Raw genomic sequence first — 16,545 nt, 5'->3', positions numbered from 1 at the left:
ACCGCGTCAGGATGCGGTGCGCTGGAGGTGACCTGAGCGGACAGCTAAGGTCGCCCACCGTTGCCTTGCCGCCGGGCAGCGTGCTGACGGACACGATGATTCATCCAAAGATTTGGTTTGTGCCATAGGTCCGCTTCGTCCAGCAGGACGCTGGAGAGCATTCCGGTGTGAGTGAAGATCACGCCTGCGTCAAGCGCTACCACCACCCCGTGGCACCCGAGTACCCGGACCAGGAGTACATGACTGTCCAGGAGACGGCGCACGTTCTGCGCTGCTCGGTCTCCTGGCTCCGCCGCTTTTTAAAAGCGCATCGCCACCTTCACGGCTACAGCGGCCGCCGCATCATCACCAACCGCGAAGACCGCGCCGCCATCTACGAGGCGCTCCGCGCCGGCGACCCCCGCAAGGGCCGCACGATCCCCCGTCGGCGCCGCCACTCAGCCAGCTGGGTAGGCCCAGTGCCCCGGGAAGCCGAGCGGGCGGCGGCCGGCTGGTAGACGCACGACGACCCCCGTCCTCGGCGAACGAGGCGGGGGCCGAAGTGCTCGCGCGGAGCGGCGGTGACGGGTTAGCGGTCGAGCGGGCAGGGCGCCGGCTGGTGGTCGGCGTTGCGGTGCTCGCGCTGGGGCTCAGCACCGGGGCGCGTAGGGGTGACGATGATCGTGCCGCCGCAGGGGCACGCCTCGTAGGTCTGGCTCACGGATACCTCCATACGGGTGAGTTGTTTCGTGCCTTAGGTTCCGGCACTGGCCTGGGACAGCGAGGACTCCAACATTCCTCGGTGTGTCGCGCTCCTCAGTGCGTGCCAGCCTGGTGGGTGCGGCGCCAGTAGTTGTGCAGGCGGCGGCCGACGCGCAGCCGGAGCAGCTGGCCGTGGCAGCGCGGGCACATCCGGAGCTTGCCGAGCCGCTCGATCTGGCCGAGGCCGCGGCACTTCCGGCATGGGGCGAACGGCTTCGCCCAGCACAACACGGCGTAACCACCGGCCCATAGCAGCGTCGCGGCCATCGCAGTCAGCATGAGGTCTGTCCCCCTTCAATCCGGGCCTTTCCCGGGGTTTCAGTGATGCCCCCGCTAGGCGCTAGTTGCCAGCTCAGGGGCCTGATTCGGTGCTAGCGGGGCTGCTAGGCCTAGCAGGGGTGTCTGCTAGGCCTAGCAGCGTTTCGAGGTCAGCCGGCGAGCCTGTCGGCCTCACGGCGGGTGACGGCGGCGACCACGTCGGCGCGGCGGAAGCCGCGGCGGGTGGCCTTCTCTCCGTCGTCGGTCTCGCCCCACACGTCGCGGATGGTGACGCCCCATGGCTTCAGCGCGGTCGTCACGTTGGCGGCCGTCCAGCCGTCGTACACGTCGGGGCGGAGCTCGGCGAGGCGGCTGGCGACGCGCTCGTTCCACACCTGCTCTTCGCGGGCGGCGACCACCTTCAGGACGTCGCCGAGGACGTCCATGCCGACCGTGGCGGCCGGGCCCTCGCCGAGGGCGTGGCCGGTGATGTTGCCGTACTCCTCGCGCATCTTCCGGGCGCGGGCGACGACCAGCTCGGCCTTGGGCGCGTCGACGAACGCCGAGGCGACGATGCGCGGGTCGTCTCCCTCGCCGGACATCCAGCAGATGCCGAGGTCGCGGCGGCTGAACATGGTCGCCCGGATGCCCGACTTGTACATGCCGGTGCCCAACACCATGTCGTTGGCCTGGTGGTTCATCACCTTCAGGCAGAACCGCAGGACAGCGTTGGCGGAGATACCCGGCGGCAGGGACTTGGCGTCCGGGCGCTGCGTGGCGAACATGCCGATGATGCCCAGCGCCGGGCCGCGCTTGGTGATGTCCGTGCAGATGGACTCGATCTCAGCGCCGCACTTCTCGTGCTCGAAGACGACCTGGCACTCGTCGATGCCGATGGCGATGGGGTGCAGGCCGAGGCTCTTGTCGCTGGCCAGCTCGGGCGTCACCTTCGATTCCGGGCAGCGGGACCGCGGCAGACTCTTGATGACCTTCGCCCGGCGCCGCAACTCCTCCTTGATCTCCCGCAGCGCGTGCAGGATGTACTCGACATCCTCGTCTTCCTCGCCGGCCCGGTAGCGGTGGCAGATGGACTCCAGGGCGCCGAGGTCGCCGGTGCCCTTCAGGTCGAAGGCGAACAGCCAGGCTCGCGGGTCCAGGGCGCAGATGAGCAGCAGCAGGCGGAGCAGGAACGTCTTGCCCATGCGGGGCACGGAGCCGATGACGATGGCGGCGAACATCAGGGTGACCTCGACCCAGCGCATCCGCTGGTCGTTGCCGAACACGATCGGCTTGAACAGGTCGACGCGGCCGTCCTTCAGCAGCGGCCACGCGGGCTTCGTCGTCTCGTTCATGGGCCGGTCGCCGACCCACAGCACCAGGCGGCCCTCATGTTCGTCGGGGTCGCCGGACGGCCAGACGCAGCCGACCTTTCGGCGCAGGCCGGAGGCGAGGGCCTCGCGCTTTTCCATGATGTCGTCGGGCGTGACGCCGTAGGGCAGGTCGAGGTCGGCGCGGTAGCCGGGCCCGTCGCGGACGATTTCGCTGGTGAAGCGCATACCGTCCATATCCCCGCCCTTCTTGATGGCGGCGGAGATACGCGGGTTGCCAATGCTGTCGAGGCCGCGCAGCACGATCGTGCCGGTGAGCTTCTGCAGCTCGGTACGCATCACGGCCGGGCCGATGACCGGGGCGTCGGGCTGCTGGCCGAAGTAGCCGAGGGTCAGCACCCCGCCGGCCGCGAACACCCACAGGTACGCCGGGGCCATGACGTACAGCCACAGGGCGAAGCCGATGCCGAACACACAGGCCACGACCGTGATCAGGCCGCGCAGGCGGACGCGGTTGCCGCGGAGCCGGGCCAGGTGCATGTACTCCTCGGCGTCCTCGGTGCGTACCGCGTGGTCGCGGAGCGGGGCGGCCTCGCGGTCCCACACCCACCGGTTGGTCGAGGTGATGAACCGGCAGGCGCCGCGCGGGGACATCATCGCCAGTTGCAGGCCGTACCAGGGCAGGCGGACGCCGTGGTACATCGACGCGTACCCGAGCCGGCTGGCCGTGTGCCTGGCGGCCGTGCAGAACTCGGTGCTGTCCTTCAGCCAGGCTGGCAGGATCGGCTTCCGCTTCTCGTCCGTGACGCCGGGAGCGGGCAGCTTCGGGTTGTCGACGGGTACGCGCGCGTCTGGCTGCTCGGGGGCGAACTTCAGCAGGGACACTTCAGGCTTGACGTGCCCGTTTACCTGCTCCGGGACGGTGTCGGTCATGATGACCTCTCCGATTTCGTTTCGTATTGCGTTACGGGATTGGGCCCGGGGGCGGCCCCTGCTTGGTCGTGGTGCGGCCACCCCCGGGGCGTAGCTACTTCTTGCGGCCCTTGCCGCGCTGGTCCTCGCGCTCCTGCGCCTTTTCCCGGATCCGGTCGACGCGCTTCTCCAGGGCCTTCGTCGGCTGGCCCTTCTCCTGCCGGCGGGTGATGCGGTAGCCGAGGACGACGGTCGCGGCCAGCTCGCGCAGGTTGTGCGGGTCCTTGTCGGTGAGCGCCATGGTCACGCCTCCGGCTTCTCGTCGACGGCCAGCTCGGCGGCAATGCCGATGTACGCCTGCGCGGCGTCCGACCAGGCGCGGCTGGCCGTGGCGTACAGCGCAGTCCTGGCAGTGCTCTCACGCCCGTAGGCGGCGTCCTTGGCCTTGCCCGCAAGGGCCCTGGCCTCGTTGGCGGCATCAACGGCCCGACTCAGGGCCTGTTCACGGGTCATGTCACTTCCCCTTCTGATAGTCGCGGTACAGGGAACGGAGGATCAGCAGGCAGGCCGTCGCGCAGGTCGCGCCGATCGCGATGGCCACGGCGAACAAAGCGGCGACCATGCCGACGGAGACAACCACGCCCCCGATGACCAGCCACTTCTTCGCGTCGAACGGCTGAGCCGGTGCGGCCGGCGCCTGCGGCTGCTGCTGGTTGAGGAGCTGCTGCGCGGCGAGGATCGCCGCGATCTGCCGGGTCAGCTCCGTGTTGTCGGCGGCCTCGACCGCGTCACGGGCGGCCTTCTCGATGGCGTCGCTCACCGCGCCCACCCCCTCAACCGAGGCAGGTACGGACGGGCGGCCAGGCCGAGGACGAACGCAACCGTGACCGGCTGAACCACCACCGGGACGACGGCGGTCACGGGGGCCGCCGGCAGCCCGAAGATGGCCCACAGAATGCCGAGCAGAGCGCCGAACAGGAGCGGACGCATCCCCATCACTCCCCACCCTCGGCAGGGCTGGCAAGCGCCTTCTCCCGGTCGTACAGAGCGTCGATGGTGTCCCACGACCCGGTGAGACCGCGGGCGTTCATCGCCGCGCGCATCGCCGTCCGGAACTTGCGCTTCGAGGGCGGCGGAGCGGCGGCGTACAGCTGCGCGGCGAGCAGCGCGACGGCCTTCTCGTTGGCTGCCTTGGCCTCGTCCAGAGAGGGCGTTCCGGGGGGCGTGCCGGGCTCGGTGCTGGAGGAGCCGAAACCCCCCGTGCCAAGTGCGGGAACGCCGTCCGGCACACCCCCGGACAGAAGGGCGTCCAAGTCGGTGTCAGAGATGAGCCCCGGAAGCTCCCCGATCGGCTCCGGCAGGGGGTGCCGGTCGATGACGTTTGCGTACTGCTCGTAGGCGTCGTGGGTGACCGTGACGGCGTCCGCCTCGGCCTCGCGGGTTGCCTTCAGGATGTCCGCCGCGGCCTTCGTTTCGTCCGCGCGGGCGGCGGCCACGGCACGGGACACGGCGATGCGGTCACGGGTTGCGGCACGGGTCCGGTCGATGGCGGCCTGGGCGCGGGCACTAATCCGGGTGCGGTCCCGGTCGATGGCCATGACCAGAGTCATCTTCGCGAGGACGGGGATCAGTGCGCCGACCGCAGCGGCGAGGACGTCGCCGGCCATCAGGCCGCGCGCGGCGAGAATCGCCACAGTGAGCGGCAGGAAGGTCCAGCCGATCGCCTCGGGCAGCCTCGCACTGGACCCCTGCCGACGGTGCGCGGTCTCCTGCGCGAGGGCGTACAGCCAGACGGCGTCATAGAGGACGGCGACGCTGTACGCGAACGGGGCCGCAGCCTGGTGGGCGAGGATGCCGCCGATCGCGTCGATGGCCCACGCCACAGCGATGGTGGTGAGGATGGCAGGCAGCACCCAGGGTGTCGCCTTCTTGAGGTTGCTCACGACGTCTCCTTCACGTGCAGCTGGGCGCAGCGGTCGCGCCAGTTCAGGTGTTCGGGGCAGGTGCGCCGCTCGGCGAACGGCACGTTCCAGACGGCCTCGGCGTGCAGCTTCCGCAGCAGCTCGTCCGAGGCGTCCGCGGGGATACGGGGCAGGGTCGCGGTGCTCATTCGCCCAACTCCTTCGGGGCAGCAGCGCGCACCACACGGTGCGACGCGAGACAGACGCCCTCGCGGTCCTGGCGGTCGACGGCGTCGACCAGGGCGGCCATCAGGGCAGGAACGGACGGAAGGGGCCGGGTGGACCGGCACACCGCACGGAGGGCGGCGTGCTCGGTCGGCCGACGGATGTAGCTGCTCTTCACTGGTCGCTCCCGTCCTGCAGGGCTTCCAGGTCGCGGGCGAGGCGGCGCAGGTAGCCGGCGTGCGCCTGCTCGGCGTCCGCCAGCTCGCGCAGCCCGGCCGGGTCGAGGGTGGCGGTGTAGCCGGTCTGCTCGACGTAGACGCTGGGGAGCGGCGAGGGGGAATACGGGGCCTGCGCGAGCATCGCCGTCCACAGATGCTCGCCGCGGAAGTGCAGCCGCAGCTCCGGGCCGTAGTGGGTGAGGTCGGCGCGGTCGACGTCCTGCTCGTGCCGGCCGGTGCACCAGGCGGGTTCGGGCACCGTCACGTTCCCGTGGTCGAGGGTGTGCACGGTGACGGTGCGGGGTTCGGTGCTCACCGGCCTTCACCCCTCGCGTGGTTCTCGGCGTCGCTGAGCTGCTCGAAGCGGGTACGCGGCGCGTCGGTCAGCCACGGGAAGGGGCGGGTACGGCCAGCGGTGCGGAAGACCTGTAGGGCGATCCCGTCGGGGGCGTCCGGCTTGGCCACCGGCTGGCCTCCGGTGAGGGAGGCCAGCAGCCGGACGGCGTGGTGCGCGCAGCCGTCCGCGCCCGCGTTCTCCCGGTCGAGGACGGTGACGACGACGGGGCCGACGCACGGCGTCGGGTCCTCGGAGTGCGCGGCCGGGCAGCGGGGTTCGGGCTCGATGGGCAGGGTGACGGCCTCGGACCAGGACTTGCCTTCGGCCATCGCCGCGTGCGCCTGTTCGGTGGTGACGTAGCCCTGCACCGGGTGCTGGGCCAGCTTCTCCCGCAGGTAGTTGGCGTCCCAGTCCAGGCCGAGCGAGTTGCCGTCGAGGACGCTGCGCAGCGCCAGTTTGGCGTGCATGACCCGCTCGTTGAGGATCCGGTCGTGTGCCTCCTGCCATCCCATGCTCGCGGGGTAGGGGAGGTCGATGGCTTCGAGGACGGCAGTGAGCAGGTTGGTGGCGGCCGGGGGCAGGGCGCCCACCCGGATGGTGGGCGCCGTGGTGACGTCGGTCATCGGGCACCGCCGGCGAAGGCGGCGATCAGAGCGACGGCGGCGATGTACTCGGCCTTGCGCGGCCGGTACGCAGCGGTGAGGCGGGCGACCTGGCCGAGGGTGTAGCGGCCAACACGGTGGGTGCGGTGGGCGCGGCCACCGGCGACGGTGCGGCGGGTCCGGGCGGTGGCGGCCGGGGTGACGCCGAGGCGCTTGGCCACGGTGCGGAGGCTGTTCGCGCAGCCGGTCGCGGTGGTCTTCTCGACGCCGGCGGCGATGGCGACGGTGGCGAGGGAGCGGGGGCGGCGGTGGCAGCTGGAGGCGAGGCGGTTGTGGGTGGTGCGGCGGCGGAGCTCGGCGCGGAGAGAGCGGCGATTGGCGCGGCGCTCTCGGCGGATGGAAGGATGCGTCACAGCGGACTCCTGGTGATGTCAGGTGTTTCCGTGAGGCCCCCGCTCGGTGTTGGCGCACCGGCGGGGGCCGCTTGCGTAAGCGGCGTCGCTTACTCGTAGATTAGTGGGTCGCTGACGGTCGCGCAAGTACGTGGACCCACCTGCTCAGGACGTGGCGGGTCGGCTGCCGCTCACGTGGTGCGCGTGGAGCCGCTGCAGTTGCATTGCTAGTTGCGGTTCGCCCGCGGTCGGAGTTGGTCGCGGACGCAGAAAAGCCGCTCTGACCAGCGATTACGACCGACGGCGCATTGCGGCGACCGGTCATCACGGAAACTCGTAATGCGTAGGTCTCGGGTTCGAATCCCGAAGGCGGCTCCACTGGAACCCCAGGACGGATCGCCTCCGACCTGGGGTTTTGTCGTTCAGCGGATACAGCGACGGCGGCGGCGCGCGCTCCGCTCGGCTGCCCAGGGTCTCAGTTCTGGTCTCAGTCGCCGACTCCAGACGGGGCGTGAAGTGATCGCCCACTCGGCGCATCGCGTCTTTCGACAGGTGTGAGCACTCGCCGGATGGTGCTCGCTCGGGTCATGCTGAGGCCTCCGGTTCGATGTGAGCGTGCCGGGTGACAAGGGCGGCCCCAGTTCTCTGGCGAGACGCGGGGGCCGCCCTTGGCGTAGCTCGGACCGTCCGGCAGATCGGGAGAGTCGTGAGCTACGAAGTGCGTGGACGAGGCGTGCGGCGGCTGTCATGATCTCGGCGGCGTCGGTGTGGGGCCGAGGCGTAGGGGGAGGGGCCATGGAGCTCTATTTCGCAGTACCTCTCGTTCTGGTGGCGTTGCTCGTAGCGGCGTCGGGCATAGCCGCGATCGCCAGTGGCTGGGTGCTCCCCATGCGCTGGAACCGGCATCAGATTCGCCGCGTTCGCCTCCACGGTTACGGCCAGCTGACGGTTGCCTTCGCTCTGTGCTGGCAGGTGGTGGTCTCCTCGACGGCGCTGAGCGACTCCGGGTGGGCAGACGATGTCAGCCTCGCATCTGTGCTGACCGGCATCATCCTGATGGCGGTGAGCTAGCACCCAGGTCGTAAACGGCAGGGCAGTCCTCACCGTGCAAGTGGTTGCGCTTGAAGACGGCTTTGCGAATGTTGACCGTGGTTCCGCCGCTGTGGCGGTTGGTGCTGAACACCTGCACGGCGCGATCCATCCGCTGAAGATGACGGCGGCTCTCACCGCTGCCGCTGTCGCTCATGGCGTCGTCCGTGCCCCCTGTGTCCCCTCCGTCGGTTCGCCGACCTGGCGACGTTAATGTGATCAAGGCCGGCGCGGTAGCGGGCACCCGGACGGGGGCTACCGGACGGGGCTAGACCCGGTCGAGGGTGCCGGAGCGGGTGGTCCGGCACGGGGTGGCCGGGGCGGCGCGGAGGGCGAGAGGGAATTCGCCGACAAAAGCGGAGCGAAGGGGCCGCAAAGTGAATCGGGGTCGGGTGAACCCGCGGACCTGAGGCAACATCTTGGTGAACGGCGGGCACCGCGCGGTCAGGGCGTGGTGCCGCCGTCGGCCGGATGGGGTGAGGGACGTGGTGGAGCCGAGGATCGCCGTCGCCGTGGTGACCATGGGCAACCGGCCCGCCGAGGTCGACGCCCTGCTGGAGTCCGTGGCCAAGCAGGACCTGGCCCCCGCCCGCATCGTGATCGTCGGCAACGGCTGCCGGCTGCCCGAGTTCGCCCGCCGGCTCTCCCTGCCCGGCGAGGTCACCACGATCGACGTGGAGGAGAACCTCGGCTGCCCGGGCGGCCGGAACGTCGCCCTCGCTCGGCTGCGGGAGTACGACGACGTCGACGTGGTCGTGGAGCTGGACGACGACGGGCTGCTCGTCGACGCCGACGTACTGCGGCGCGTACGGGACCTGTACGCCGCCGACCCGCGCCTCGGCATCGTCGGCTTCCGCATCGCCGACGAGCACGGCGAGACCCAGCAGCGGCACGTGCCCCGCGTGGGCAAGTCGGATCCGCTGCGCGGGGGTTACGTCACCGGCTTCCTCGGTGGCGCGCACGCCCTGCGCATGGCGATGCTGGCCGAGACGGGGGACTGGCCCGCCGAGTTCTTCTTCGCGCACGAGGAGACCGACCTCGCCTGGCGCGCCGCCGACGCCGGCTGGAAGATCCTGTACGCCCCCGAACTGCTGCTCCAGCACCCCAAGACCTCCCCGGCCCGGCACGCCATCTACTACCGCGTCAACGCCCGCAACCGTGTCTGGCTCGTCCGGCGTCGGCTGCCGCTTCCGCTCGTCCCGGTGCACCTCGGGGTGTGGACGCTGCTCACCCTCGCCCGCACCCGCTCCCCGGCTGGGCTGAAGGCGTGGCTCGGCGGGTTCGTGGAGGGGCTGCGGAAACCGGCCGGCGACCGCCGCCCCATGCGCTGGCGAACGGTGTGGCGCCTCACCCGGCTGGGGCGTCCGCCGGTGATCTGAGGGGCGAGGTCTCGTCGGTGAGGCGGGGACCGGAGGGGCGTCGGTGACCTGAAGGCTGGTGGTTCTACGGTGATATGGGGCTCGGCCCCACCGTCGGAAGACCGTGGCCCCTGTGCCGGTGCCGGTGCCGGTGCCGGCTGCCGACGTCGGCGCGGGGCATCCCGATGTCGATTCGGTGGCCGGGCCGCGATGGCCGGGGACTTCACCGGTGTGCTGAGCCCTGTACCGACGACGGCGGGTGGAGAAGAGAACGGGACGGGGCCCCGGGCGTTCACCTCCGCCGACCGGGGCCCCTTGCGTCCCCGGACCCAGCCGGCGGCGACACTCCCCCGAGTTACGCGACATACGCGCGCACCGTCGGGCCGGATCCGATGGAAATGATCACATCAGGATGCGCCAACGGATCGCTAACATGTGGCCAACGGTTCGTCGGCAGGTCGCGGAGCCGTTGGCCGGAACACGCCGACGGTTTTCCGAAGCAGTCCGTCCAACAGGCCGATCCGGGGCCGGACCGGTCGGCGGAAGGTGGCGGGAAACCGTTGTGGACAGGGCGGAATTCCGCCAGGGAACGGCGGGCACACGCTCGCCGCGGAGCACGGTCGGCCCCGACCGGGCGGGAAGGCAGTGGAGCGGCGTGATGCGCCGGTGCGAGTTGCGGTTCGGACTGCTGGGGCCACCGGTCCTGTACGACCGACCGCCATCCGGGATCTCGTACGAGCCCCTCGGCACTCTTCCCGGCACCCCCGACGCCGACGGCATCCACCGCGAAACGTCGGCCGCGACCGACTCCCGTCCCCCCAAGTCCGCCTCCGGCGACCCCGTTTACCGCGATCCCACCCACAGGCCCACCCGCGACGGCACCCCCGACAACGGCGTTCGGGCCATCGGCAGTCCCAAGGTGCGCGCCCTGCTCGCCGCGCTGCTGCTGGAACCGGGCCGGGTCGTGTCGGTGGAGTCGCTGAAGGACGCCCTGTGGGGCGGGGCGCCGCCGGTCTCCGCGCAGGCATCGCTGCACAACCACGTCACCCGGCTGCGCCGGCTCCTGGACGACCCCGAGCGGCTCAGGGCCGTACCCCCGGGATACGTACTGCGTGTCGATCACGGCGAGTTGGACGTGCACGTCTTCGACGCCCGGGTCGCCGAGGCGCGTGCCGCGCACGCCTGGCGGGACTGGCCGGCTGTCCTACGGGCCTGCACGGCCGGACTCGCGCTCTGGCGCGGCACGCCACTCAGCGGACTGCCCGCCGACCTCGGCGGATACGCGCTGGTGCAGCGTCTGGAGGAGGCCCGGCTGCTCCTGCTGGAATGGCGTTACGACGCCGAACTCGCCCTGGGCGGCGGACGGCTGTCCGCAATCGTCCCGGAGCTCGCGGCGCTGGTCGCCGAGTATCCGCTGCGCGAGGCGTACCACCGCCAGCTCATGCTCGCCCTGCACCGCACCGGCCGTCAGGCCGAGGCCCTCGCCGTCCACCGTGATCTGCGCGCCCGCCTGGTCGAGGAACTCGGCATCGAACCCGGTCCGGCGGTCCGCGAGGCGCATGTCGAGGTGCTGCGGGGGAGCGACGAGGAGCGGTGGCCGGACGGGGAGCGCGGTGGCCGGCGCCGGGCCGCCGAGGAGGCCGCCCGCCAACGGCCGCGGGACCCCGGTCACTTGCCGGACACCGCCAAGGAGGAGGGTGCTGCGCCGGTCCCGCACGAGGGCACCATCGCACCCGACGGCCGGCAGGCCCCGCGACCGGCACAACTCCCGCCGCCACCGGCCCATTTCACCGGGCGCGCGGACGTGCGTCGCGCGCTGTGGCACGCGCTCACCGAGCCGCCCGCCCCGGCCCCCGCCATCGCCGTGATCAGCGGCATGGCGGGTGTCGGGAAGAGCGCGCTCGCCCTGGATGTGGCGCACGAACTGCGGGAACGATTCGTCGATGGCCAGCTGTACGTCGACCTGCACGGCGCCACGCCCGGCATGACCCCGCTCACCTCCGCCCAGGCACTCGCCGCGCTGCTCCGGGACCTGGGCACCGAGCCTTGCAGCATTCCCGAACACCCGGACGCGGCGGCCGCGTTGCTCCGCTCGCTGCTCGCACCGGCCCGCATCCTCCTGGTACTGGACGACGCGGCGAACGCCGCACAGGTGCGGCCCCTGCTGCCGGCCGGGCCCGGCTGCGCGGTGATCGTCACCAGCCGCTCGCCGCTGACCGCCCTCGACGGAGCCCGGCGCTTCCCACTCGCCCCGCTCACCGGCGAGGACAGCGCGGCACTGCTGCGCGCGGTGAGTGGACGCGAGGGACTGGACGCCGGGCACGCGCTGGTCGAGCTGACCGGCCGGCTCCCGCTCGCGCTGCGGGTCGTGGCCGCCCGGCTCGCCGCCCGCCACGCCCTCACCCCCGACGTGCTGGCCCGTCAACTCGCCGAGACCGGTGGCCGATTGCGCCACCTGGAATACGACGACCTGAGCGTCCGGCGCTCCCTGGCCGTCGCCCACGACGCGCTCGACGCCGCCGATCGCGAGGCTGACCGGGACGCGGCCCGCGCGCTGCGCCGCATCGGCGCGCTCGACCTGCCGACCTACGGCGCCCCGCTGATCGCCCGCCTCACCGGCACCGACGAGCGCCGCGCCGAGGCCGCCCTCGACCGCCTCGTCGACGTCGCCCTGCTGGGGGAGACCACCTACGGCCGTTACGCCCCGCACGACCTGGTCCGCGACTTCGCCCGCGAACTGGCGGACACGGAGCGGACCACGGACGGCGGGGAGCCGAGCGGCCGGGGAGCCGGTGCCGGGGCTCGGGGCGCCCGCTCGGACACCGGGGCGGGGGCCGGCGCGAAGCCCTCGGCCTTCCGTCAGGCGGACTCCGCCGGCACCCCGCACCCCGATCTGACCGCCCTCCGCTGGTATGCCGCCGTCGCCGAGCGGGTGTTGGGGGCGATCGTGGAGCCCGGGATCGACCAGGACGACCGACGCCGCCCGACCTCCGCGCAGCCGCCGGAGCACGCGGCGGACGTGGCCCGGCTGTCGTCCTTCGAGTCCGCCGAAGAGGCCTTCGCCTGGGGCGAGATGGAGCTGGAGAACGTCGTCGCCCTGGTGTCACGCAATGCCGGCACGTCCGACCCGCGCCGGGCCGCCTCTCTCTCGGCGCTCGTGCGGCTGCTCTTCCCCTATGTCCAGCGCGGTGGACACGTCGCCGAGATGGAGGTGCTGGGGCGGGCCGCGCTCGGGGCGGCGCGGCGGCTCGAGGACGCGGCGGCCGAGGCGTACGCGCTCGGCGACCTCGCGGGCCTGCACTTCCTGACCGGCCGGCACAAGGACGCCCTCGCCCTCACCGACCAGGCCCTGGAGATCTGGCGTCGGCTCGGCGTCGCGTCCCGGATCCGGCGCTGCCTGAACAACCGCGGGCTGCTGCTGGAGGGGCTCGGGAGGTTCACGGAGTCCGGGGAGGCGCTGCGGCAGAGCCTCGCCTACTCGCGGCAGCTGAACGACCCCTACGGGGAAGCCGTCACCCACAGCCACCTCGGCAACCTCTACGAGCACACCGACCCGCGTGCCGCCATCGAGCAGCACCGGCGCTCGCTGGCGATCGGCGACGCGATCGGCGCGGTCATCGTGCAGCACTCGGCGCACTGCAACATCGGTTACGCCCATCTCGCCCTGCGCGAACCGGCCGCCGCCGCCGGGCACTTCGAGGAGAGCCTGCGCATCCTCGGTGGCCACGGTGACTGGCACGGCGAGTCCCAGACCCGGCTCGGTCTGGTCCGCGCCCTGCGGCAACTGGGGGAGACCGAGCGGGCGGCCCAGGAGTGCGCCGAGCTGCTCAGCCGGGCCGACACCCGCGCCGACCGCTACATGGGCGGACTGGCCCGGCACCAGCACGGGCTGCTGCTGCGCGCGCGGGGGCGGCGGGGGGAGGCGTACGGCGTCTGGCGCGCGGCGCTCGCGGCGCTCGACGGAACCGACGAGCGGGCGGTCGTGGCGGAGCTGCGGGAGCTTCTCGCGGAGTGCGCGACGGGCCCGTGAACGGCCCACGGAGAGGAACCGCAGGGCGCCTGGACGGCCCTCACTTGGCGTCGGCATAGCACTCCACCACCGCCGTCGTGAACGGGAACCGCACCGGTGTCTCGCCGAAGGTCAGCCGGCCGGCGAGGTCGGCGGAGGTGCGGATGGCCCCGACGACCGTGTCGGCCTCCTCGGCGGGGCAGTGCACGATCACCTCGTCGTGCTGGAAGAAGACCAGCTCGGCCTTGAGGTCCGCGCAGGCCCGGCGGAGCCCGGCGAGCATCAGCAGGGCCCAGTCGGCGGCGCTGCCCTGGACGACGAAGTTGCGCGCGAAGCGGCCGCGCGCCCGGGAGTTGGTGGAGGCGTACCCCGGCACCCAGGCGGCCTGGCCGTCGGCCTGCGTCTCGGTGTCGTCCGCGCCGACGGGGATGCCGGCCTCCTCCGCCGCGTCGCCGGACCCGGCGGCCGGCGGGCAGGTCCGGCCGAGCCAGGTACGCACCAGCCGGCCCTCCTCGCCCGCGCGGGCGGCCTCGTCGACGTATGCGACGGCCTTCGGGAAGCGGCGGCGCAGCGCGGCCAGGTTCTTCAGACCGTCGCCGGAGGTCTGGCCGTAGACGGCGCCGAGTACGGCGAGCTTCGCCTGGTCGCGATCGCCGGAGAAGGCGCGGTCGGACACGGACTGGTACAGGTCGCTCTCGCGGCCGGCGACCTCCATCAGACCGGGGTCGCGGGAGATCGCGGCGAGCACGCGCGGTTCCATCTGGTCGGCGTCGGCGACCACCAGCCGCCAGCCCGGGTCGGCGACCACGGCCCGGCGGATCACCTTGGGGATCTGCAGTGCGCCTCCGCCGTTGGTCACCCAGCGTCCGGTGACGGTGCCGCCGGCGTGGAACTCGGGGCGGAAGCGGCCGTCGCGGACCCAGTCCTGCAGCCAGGACCAGCCGTGTGCCACCCAGATGCGGTACAGCTTCTTGTACTCCAGGAGGGGGGCGACGGCCGGGTGGTCGACGGACTGGATCTCCCAGCGGCGGGTCGAGCGCACCTTGATCCCGGCCTGGGAGAAGGCCTTGACCACATCGGCGGGCAGGTCGGGCCGGACGCGGCGGCCGAAGGCGGCCGACACCTCGTCGGCCAGCTCGGCGAGGCGACGCGGCTCGCCGCCGCCCGCGTACCGCTCGCCCAGCAGGTCGTGCAGCAGGCCGCGGTGGACCTCGGCGCTCCACGGCAGGCCCGCGTGGTTCATCTCGGCGGCCACCAGCATTCCGGCCGACTCGGCGGCCGTCAGCAGCCGCATCCGGTCGGGGTGGGCGGTCCGCTCGTGCCGCCGCAGCTGGTCGGTGTAGACCGCGAGGAGGTCGGTCAGGCTCAGGCGGGTGCCGGTGGGCTCGAACAGCGGTGACTGGGCGCCCGGTTCGGCCGAGCGCTGGGGTGGATCCGGCGGTACGGGGCCGCCCCGGAGGCGGGCCAGGGCGGCGGCGGCCGAGCGTGGCTCGCCGTACCGGCCCTCGTGGCCCAGCAGGAGTGTTTCGGCGTCCTCGATGTCGTAACACCGTTCCACTCGCACCCCCGTGGCGAGCAGACGTGGGTAGACCTCGGGGGTGGACCGCCACACCCAGCGCGTCACCTCCGGGCGGCTCCGCACCGCCCCGGCGAGATCGCTCTCCCGCCGCACCGGCCCCGCGGGCAGCCCGTCCCGGCCGAGGGGGGCGACGTCCACGCCTCCGTCCTCGGCCGGTGCGAGTGCCCACCGGTCGGTCATGACAGCGAGTGTGGCAGGCGGGTCTGACAATCGCTCTGACCTGCGGTTTCAGTCCTCCGATGCGGTTGATTCGTCCGCGCCGGCGGCCAGCGGGTTCTTCTGCTCCGCCAGCAGCGACAGCACCTTGGCGAGGTACGCCTCGGTCGCGGCCTTGGTGATGCCGAGGCCGCTGAGGACTCCCTGGCCGTTCTCCTGTTCCAGCAGCGCCAGCAGGATGTGCTCGGTGCCGATGTAGTTGTGGCCGAGCCGGAGGGCCTCGCGGAAGGTGAGTTCCAGGGCCTTTTTGGCATCGGGGCCGTAGGGGATGAGGTCCGGGACGTTCTCGGCGGCGGCCGGGAGCGCGGCGGTCGCCGCCTGTCGTACGGAATCCAGCAGGACGCCCTGCTCGGTGATGGCCTTCGCGCCGATGCCCTCGGGCTCGGTCAGCAGCCCGAGGACCAGGTGCTCGGGACGGCCCTCGGGGTTGCGGGCGGCCACCGCCTCGCTGTGCGCGGCGATGACCACGTTCCGCGCGCGGGGGGTGTAGCGGCTGAAGTCGCCGGCATCGAGGTCGGCGGACTCCTTCGACACGAACCGCTTCTGCGCCGCCTGCCGGGTCACGCCCATGCTCCGGCCGATCTCGGTCCAGGACGCGCCGGAGCGCCGGGCCTGGTCGACGAAGTGACCGATCAGGTGGTCGGCCACGTCACCGAGGTGATCGGCGGTGATCACCGCGTCCTGAAGCTGCTCGAGCGGTTCGTTGTGGGCCTTCTTGATGGCCTCGATGAGGTCGTCGAGGCGTACGGATGCCGTGATGTTCGGGTTGGTCGCCATGTGTCAACCGTAGGTTGCGCTCCCTCGACTGTCAACCGATGGTTGACACCCTGGTGTTTCCTGTGGCCTGGACCGGCTGTTACAGCGGAGAACACCGTCCCGCGAAGCCCAGTTACGGGGAACTGCTCGCGCACATGTCCCAGGTCCGGGCTCACGAACTGCGGCAGGAAGGAGACGTCGAAGAGGATCACCCTCGGGTCGAGGAGGTCGGTGACGGCACCTCACCAGAACGCCCGCCCGTGCTCCCGGGTCCGGCCGCCCAGCAGGGCCCACTTGCGGTCCGGACCTCCGGCAGCGGTGCTCCCCGGCCTGGCCGTGCGGCGGTCGTGCATCCGTGTCCGGCGGTGCGGCAGTCGTGCTCCCCGGCCCGGCCGTGCGGCAGTCCCGCTCGCGGTCCGGACCTCCGGTAGCGGTGTTCCCCGGCCTGGCCGTGCGGCAGGCACGCTCGCGGTCCGGTCCTCCGGTAGCGGTGCTCCTCGGCGCTGGCCGTCCGGCAGTGGTGCTCCTCGGCCTGGCCGTGCGGCAGGCACGCTCGCGGTCCGGTCCTCCGGTAGCGGTGCTCCTCGGCGCTGGCCGTCCGGCAGTGGTGCTCCTCGGCCTGGC

Annotated in this window: 20 protein-coding genes; 4 read left to right on the top strand and 16 right to left on the bottom strand. The window is 72.0% G+C overall.

Annotated elements, in window-relative coordinates; genetic code table 11:
- Nucleotides 1-167: 167 nt before the first annotated feature.
- Nucleotides 168-497 carry a DNA-binding protein gene (locus tag AB0L59_RS30145; protein WP_365589744.1) on the top strand — a complete coding sequence of 110 codons (330 nt, stop codon included), beginning with the start codon at nt 168-170 and terminating at the stop codon, nt 495-497.
- 71 nt (nt 498-568) lie between these two features.
- On the opposite strand, the gene AB0L59_RS30140 is transcribed toward AB0L59_RS30145, so the two are convergent.
- The 13 genes from AB0L59_RS30140 to AB0L59_RS30080 all read right to left on the bottom strand — a co-directional run bounded on the left by AB0L59_RS30140 (nt 569) and on the right by AB0L59_RS30080 (nt 6,935).
- Nucleotides 569-700: a hypothetical protein gene (locus tag AB0L59_RS30140; RefSeq protein WP_365589742.1), complete on the bottom strand. Its 132-nt coding sequence runs from the start codon at nt 698-700 to the stop codon at nt 569-571.
- Nucleotides 701-795: 95 nt separating this feature from the next.
- Entirely contained in the window at nt 796-1,020 is a 225-nt protein-coding gene (locus AB0L59_RS30135) for a hypothetical protein (protein WP_365589740.1), read from the bottom strand.
- A 149-nt stretch (nt 1,021-1,169) separates the two neighbouring features.
- Entirely contained in the window at nt 1,170-3,260 is a 2,091-nt protein-coding gene (locus tag AB0L59_RS30130) for a cell division protein FtsK (protein WP_365589738.1), read from the bottom strand.
- 94 nt (nt 3,261-3,354) lie between these two features.
- Entirely contained in the window at nt 3,355-3,540 is a 186-nt protein-coding gene (locus AB0L59_RS30125) for a hypothetical protein (RefSeq protein WP_365589853.1), read from the bottom strand.
- A 2-nt stretch (nt 3,541-3,542) separates the two neighbouring features.
- Complete coding sequence (locus AB0L59_RS30120; protein ID WP_365589737.1) at nt 3,543-3,752, bottom strand: hypothetical protein; 210 nt, start codon at nt 3,750-3,752, stop codon at nt 3,543-3,545.
- 1 nt (nt 3,753) lies between these two features.
- Entirely contained in the window at nt 3,754-4,059 is a 306-nt protein-coding gene (locus AB0L59_RS30115; protein ID WP_365589736.1) for a hypothetical protein, read from the bottom strand.
- On the bottom strand, nt 4,056-4,229 hold the full coding sequence (locus AB0L59_RS30110) for a hypothetical protein (RefSeq protein ID WP_365589734.1): 174 nt from the start codon (nt 4,227-4,229) through the stop codon (nt 4,056-4,058). Before AB0L59_RS30110 ends, AB0L59_RS30115 begins: the two co-directional genes overlap by 4 nt.
- 5 nt (nt 4,230-4,234) lie before the next feature.
- Nucleotides 4,235-5,182, bottom strand: coding sequence for a hypothetical protein (locus AB0L59_RS30105; RefSeq protein WP_365589732.1), 948 nt, complete (start codon nt 5,180-5,182; stop codon nt 4,235-4,237).
- Nucleotides 5,179-5,349, bottom strand: coding sequence for a hypothetical protein (locus tag AB0L59_RS30100; protein ID WP_365589730.1), 171 nt, complete (start codon nt 5,347-5,349; stop codon nt 5,179-5,181). The genes AB0L59_RS30105 and AB0L59_RS30100 overlap by 4 nt, the downstream gene beginning before the upstream one ends.
- Nucleotides 5,346-5,543, bottom strand: a complete 198-nt coding sequence (locus AB0L59_RS30095) for a hypothetical protein (RefSeq protein ID WP_365589728.1) — start codon at nt 5,541-5,543, stop codon at nt 5,346-5,348. The genes AB0L59_RS30100 and AB0L59_RS30095 overlap by 4 nt, the downstream gene beginning before the upstream one ends.
- Nucleotides 5,540-5,899 carry a hypothetical protein gene (locus AB0L59_RS30090; RefSeq protein WP_365589726.1) on the bottom strand — a complete coding sequence of 120 codons (360 nt, stop codon included), beginning with the start codon at nt 5,897-5,899 and terminating at the stop codon, nt 5,540-5,542. Before AB0L59_RS30090 ends, AB0L59_RS30095 begins: the two co-directional genes overlap by 4 nt.
- On the bottom strand, nt 5,896-6,543 hold the full coding sequence (locus AB0L59_RS30085) for a hypothetical protein (protein ID WP_365589724.1): 648 nt from the start codon (nt 6,541-6,543) through the stop codon (nt 5,896-5,898). The genes AB0L59_RS30090 and AB0L59_RS30085 overlap by 4 nt, the downstream gene beginning before the upstream one ends.
- A complete protein-coding gene (locus AB0L59_RS30080) occupies nt 6,540-6,935 on the bottom strand; it encodes a hypothetical protein (RefSeq protein ID WP_365589722.1) in 396 nt (131 codons plus the stop codon). Before AB0L59_RS30080 ends, AB0L59_RS30085 begins: the two co-directional genes overlap by 4 nt.
- A gap of 774 nt (nt 6,936-7,709) precedes the next feature.
- Here AB0L59_RS30080 and AB0L59_RS30075 point away from each other — a divergent pair.
- The gene (locus AB0L59_RS30075) at nt 7,710-7,985 is read left to right on the top strand and encodes a hypothetical protein (protein ID WP_365589720.1); all 276 of its coding nucleotides are present in this window, start codon (nt 7,710-7,712) and stop codon (nt 7,983-7,985) included.
- Here AB0L59_RS30075 and AB0L59_RS30070 read toward each other — a convergent pair.
- Nucleotides 7,963-8,160 carry a hypothetical protein gene (locus AB0L59_RS30070; RefSeq protein WP_365589855.1) on the bottom strand — a complete coding sequence of 66 codons (198 nt, stop codon included), beginning with the start codon at nt 8,158-8,160 and terminating at the stop codon, nt 7,963-7,965. The two genes, AB0L59_RS30075 and AB0L59_RS30070, sit on opposite strands and share 23 nt — an antisense overlap.
- Nucleotides 8,161-8,488: 328 nt before the next feature.
- Between AB0L59_RS30070 and AB0L59_RS30065 the strand changes: the two genes are divergently transcribed.
- Complete coding sequence (locus AB0L59_RS30065; RefSeq protein ID WP_365589718.1) at nt 8,489-9,382, top strand: glycosyltransferase; 894 nt, start codon at nt 8,489-8,491, stop codon at nt 9,380-9,382.
- Between the two features lie 637 nt (nt 9,383-10,019).
- Nucleotides 10,020-13,391, top strand: coding sequence for a BTAD domain-containing putative transcriptional regulator (locus AB0L59_RS30060; protein ID WP_365589716.1), 3,372 nt, complete (start codon nt 10,020-10,022; stop codon nt 13,389-13,391).
- 40 nt (nt 13,392-13,431) lie between these two features.
- On the opposite strand, the gene AB0L59_RS30055 is transcribed toward AB0L59_RS30060, so the two are convergent.
- Together AB0L59_RS30055 and AB0L59_RS30050 are read right to left on the bottom strand one after the other, a co-directional pair.
- Entirely contained in the window at nt 13,432-15,129 is a 1,698-nt protein-coding gene (locus tag AB0L59_RS30055; protein WP_365589714.1) for a bifunctional 3'-5' exonuclease/DNA polymerase, read from the bottom strand.
- Nucleotides 15,130-15,177: 48 nt separating this feature from the next.
- The gene (locus tag AB0L59_RS30050) at nt 15,178-15,942 is read right to left on the bottom strand and encodes a Clp protease N-terminal domain-containing protein (protein WP_365589712.1); all 765 of its coding nucleotides are present in this window, start codon (nt 15,940-15,942) and stop codon (nt 15,178-15,180) included.
- Between the last annotated feature and the right edge of the window lie 603 nt (nt 15,943-16,545).

Origin of the sequence: Streptomyces sp. NPDC052109, assembly GCF_040680195.1 — a bacterium.
GTDB lineage: Bacteria > Actinomycetota > Actinomycetes > Streptomycetales > Streptomycetaceae > Streptomyces.
The sequence above is the reverse complement of the archived record's forward strand: the minus strand, read 5'-3'. Positions and strand labels throughout refer to the sequence as shown.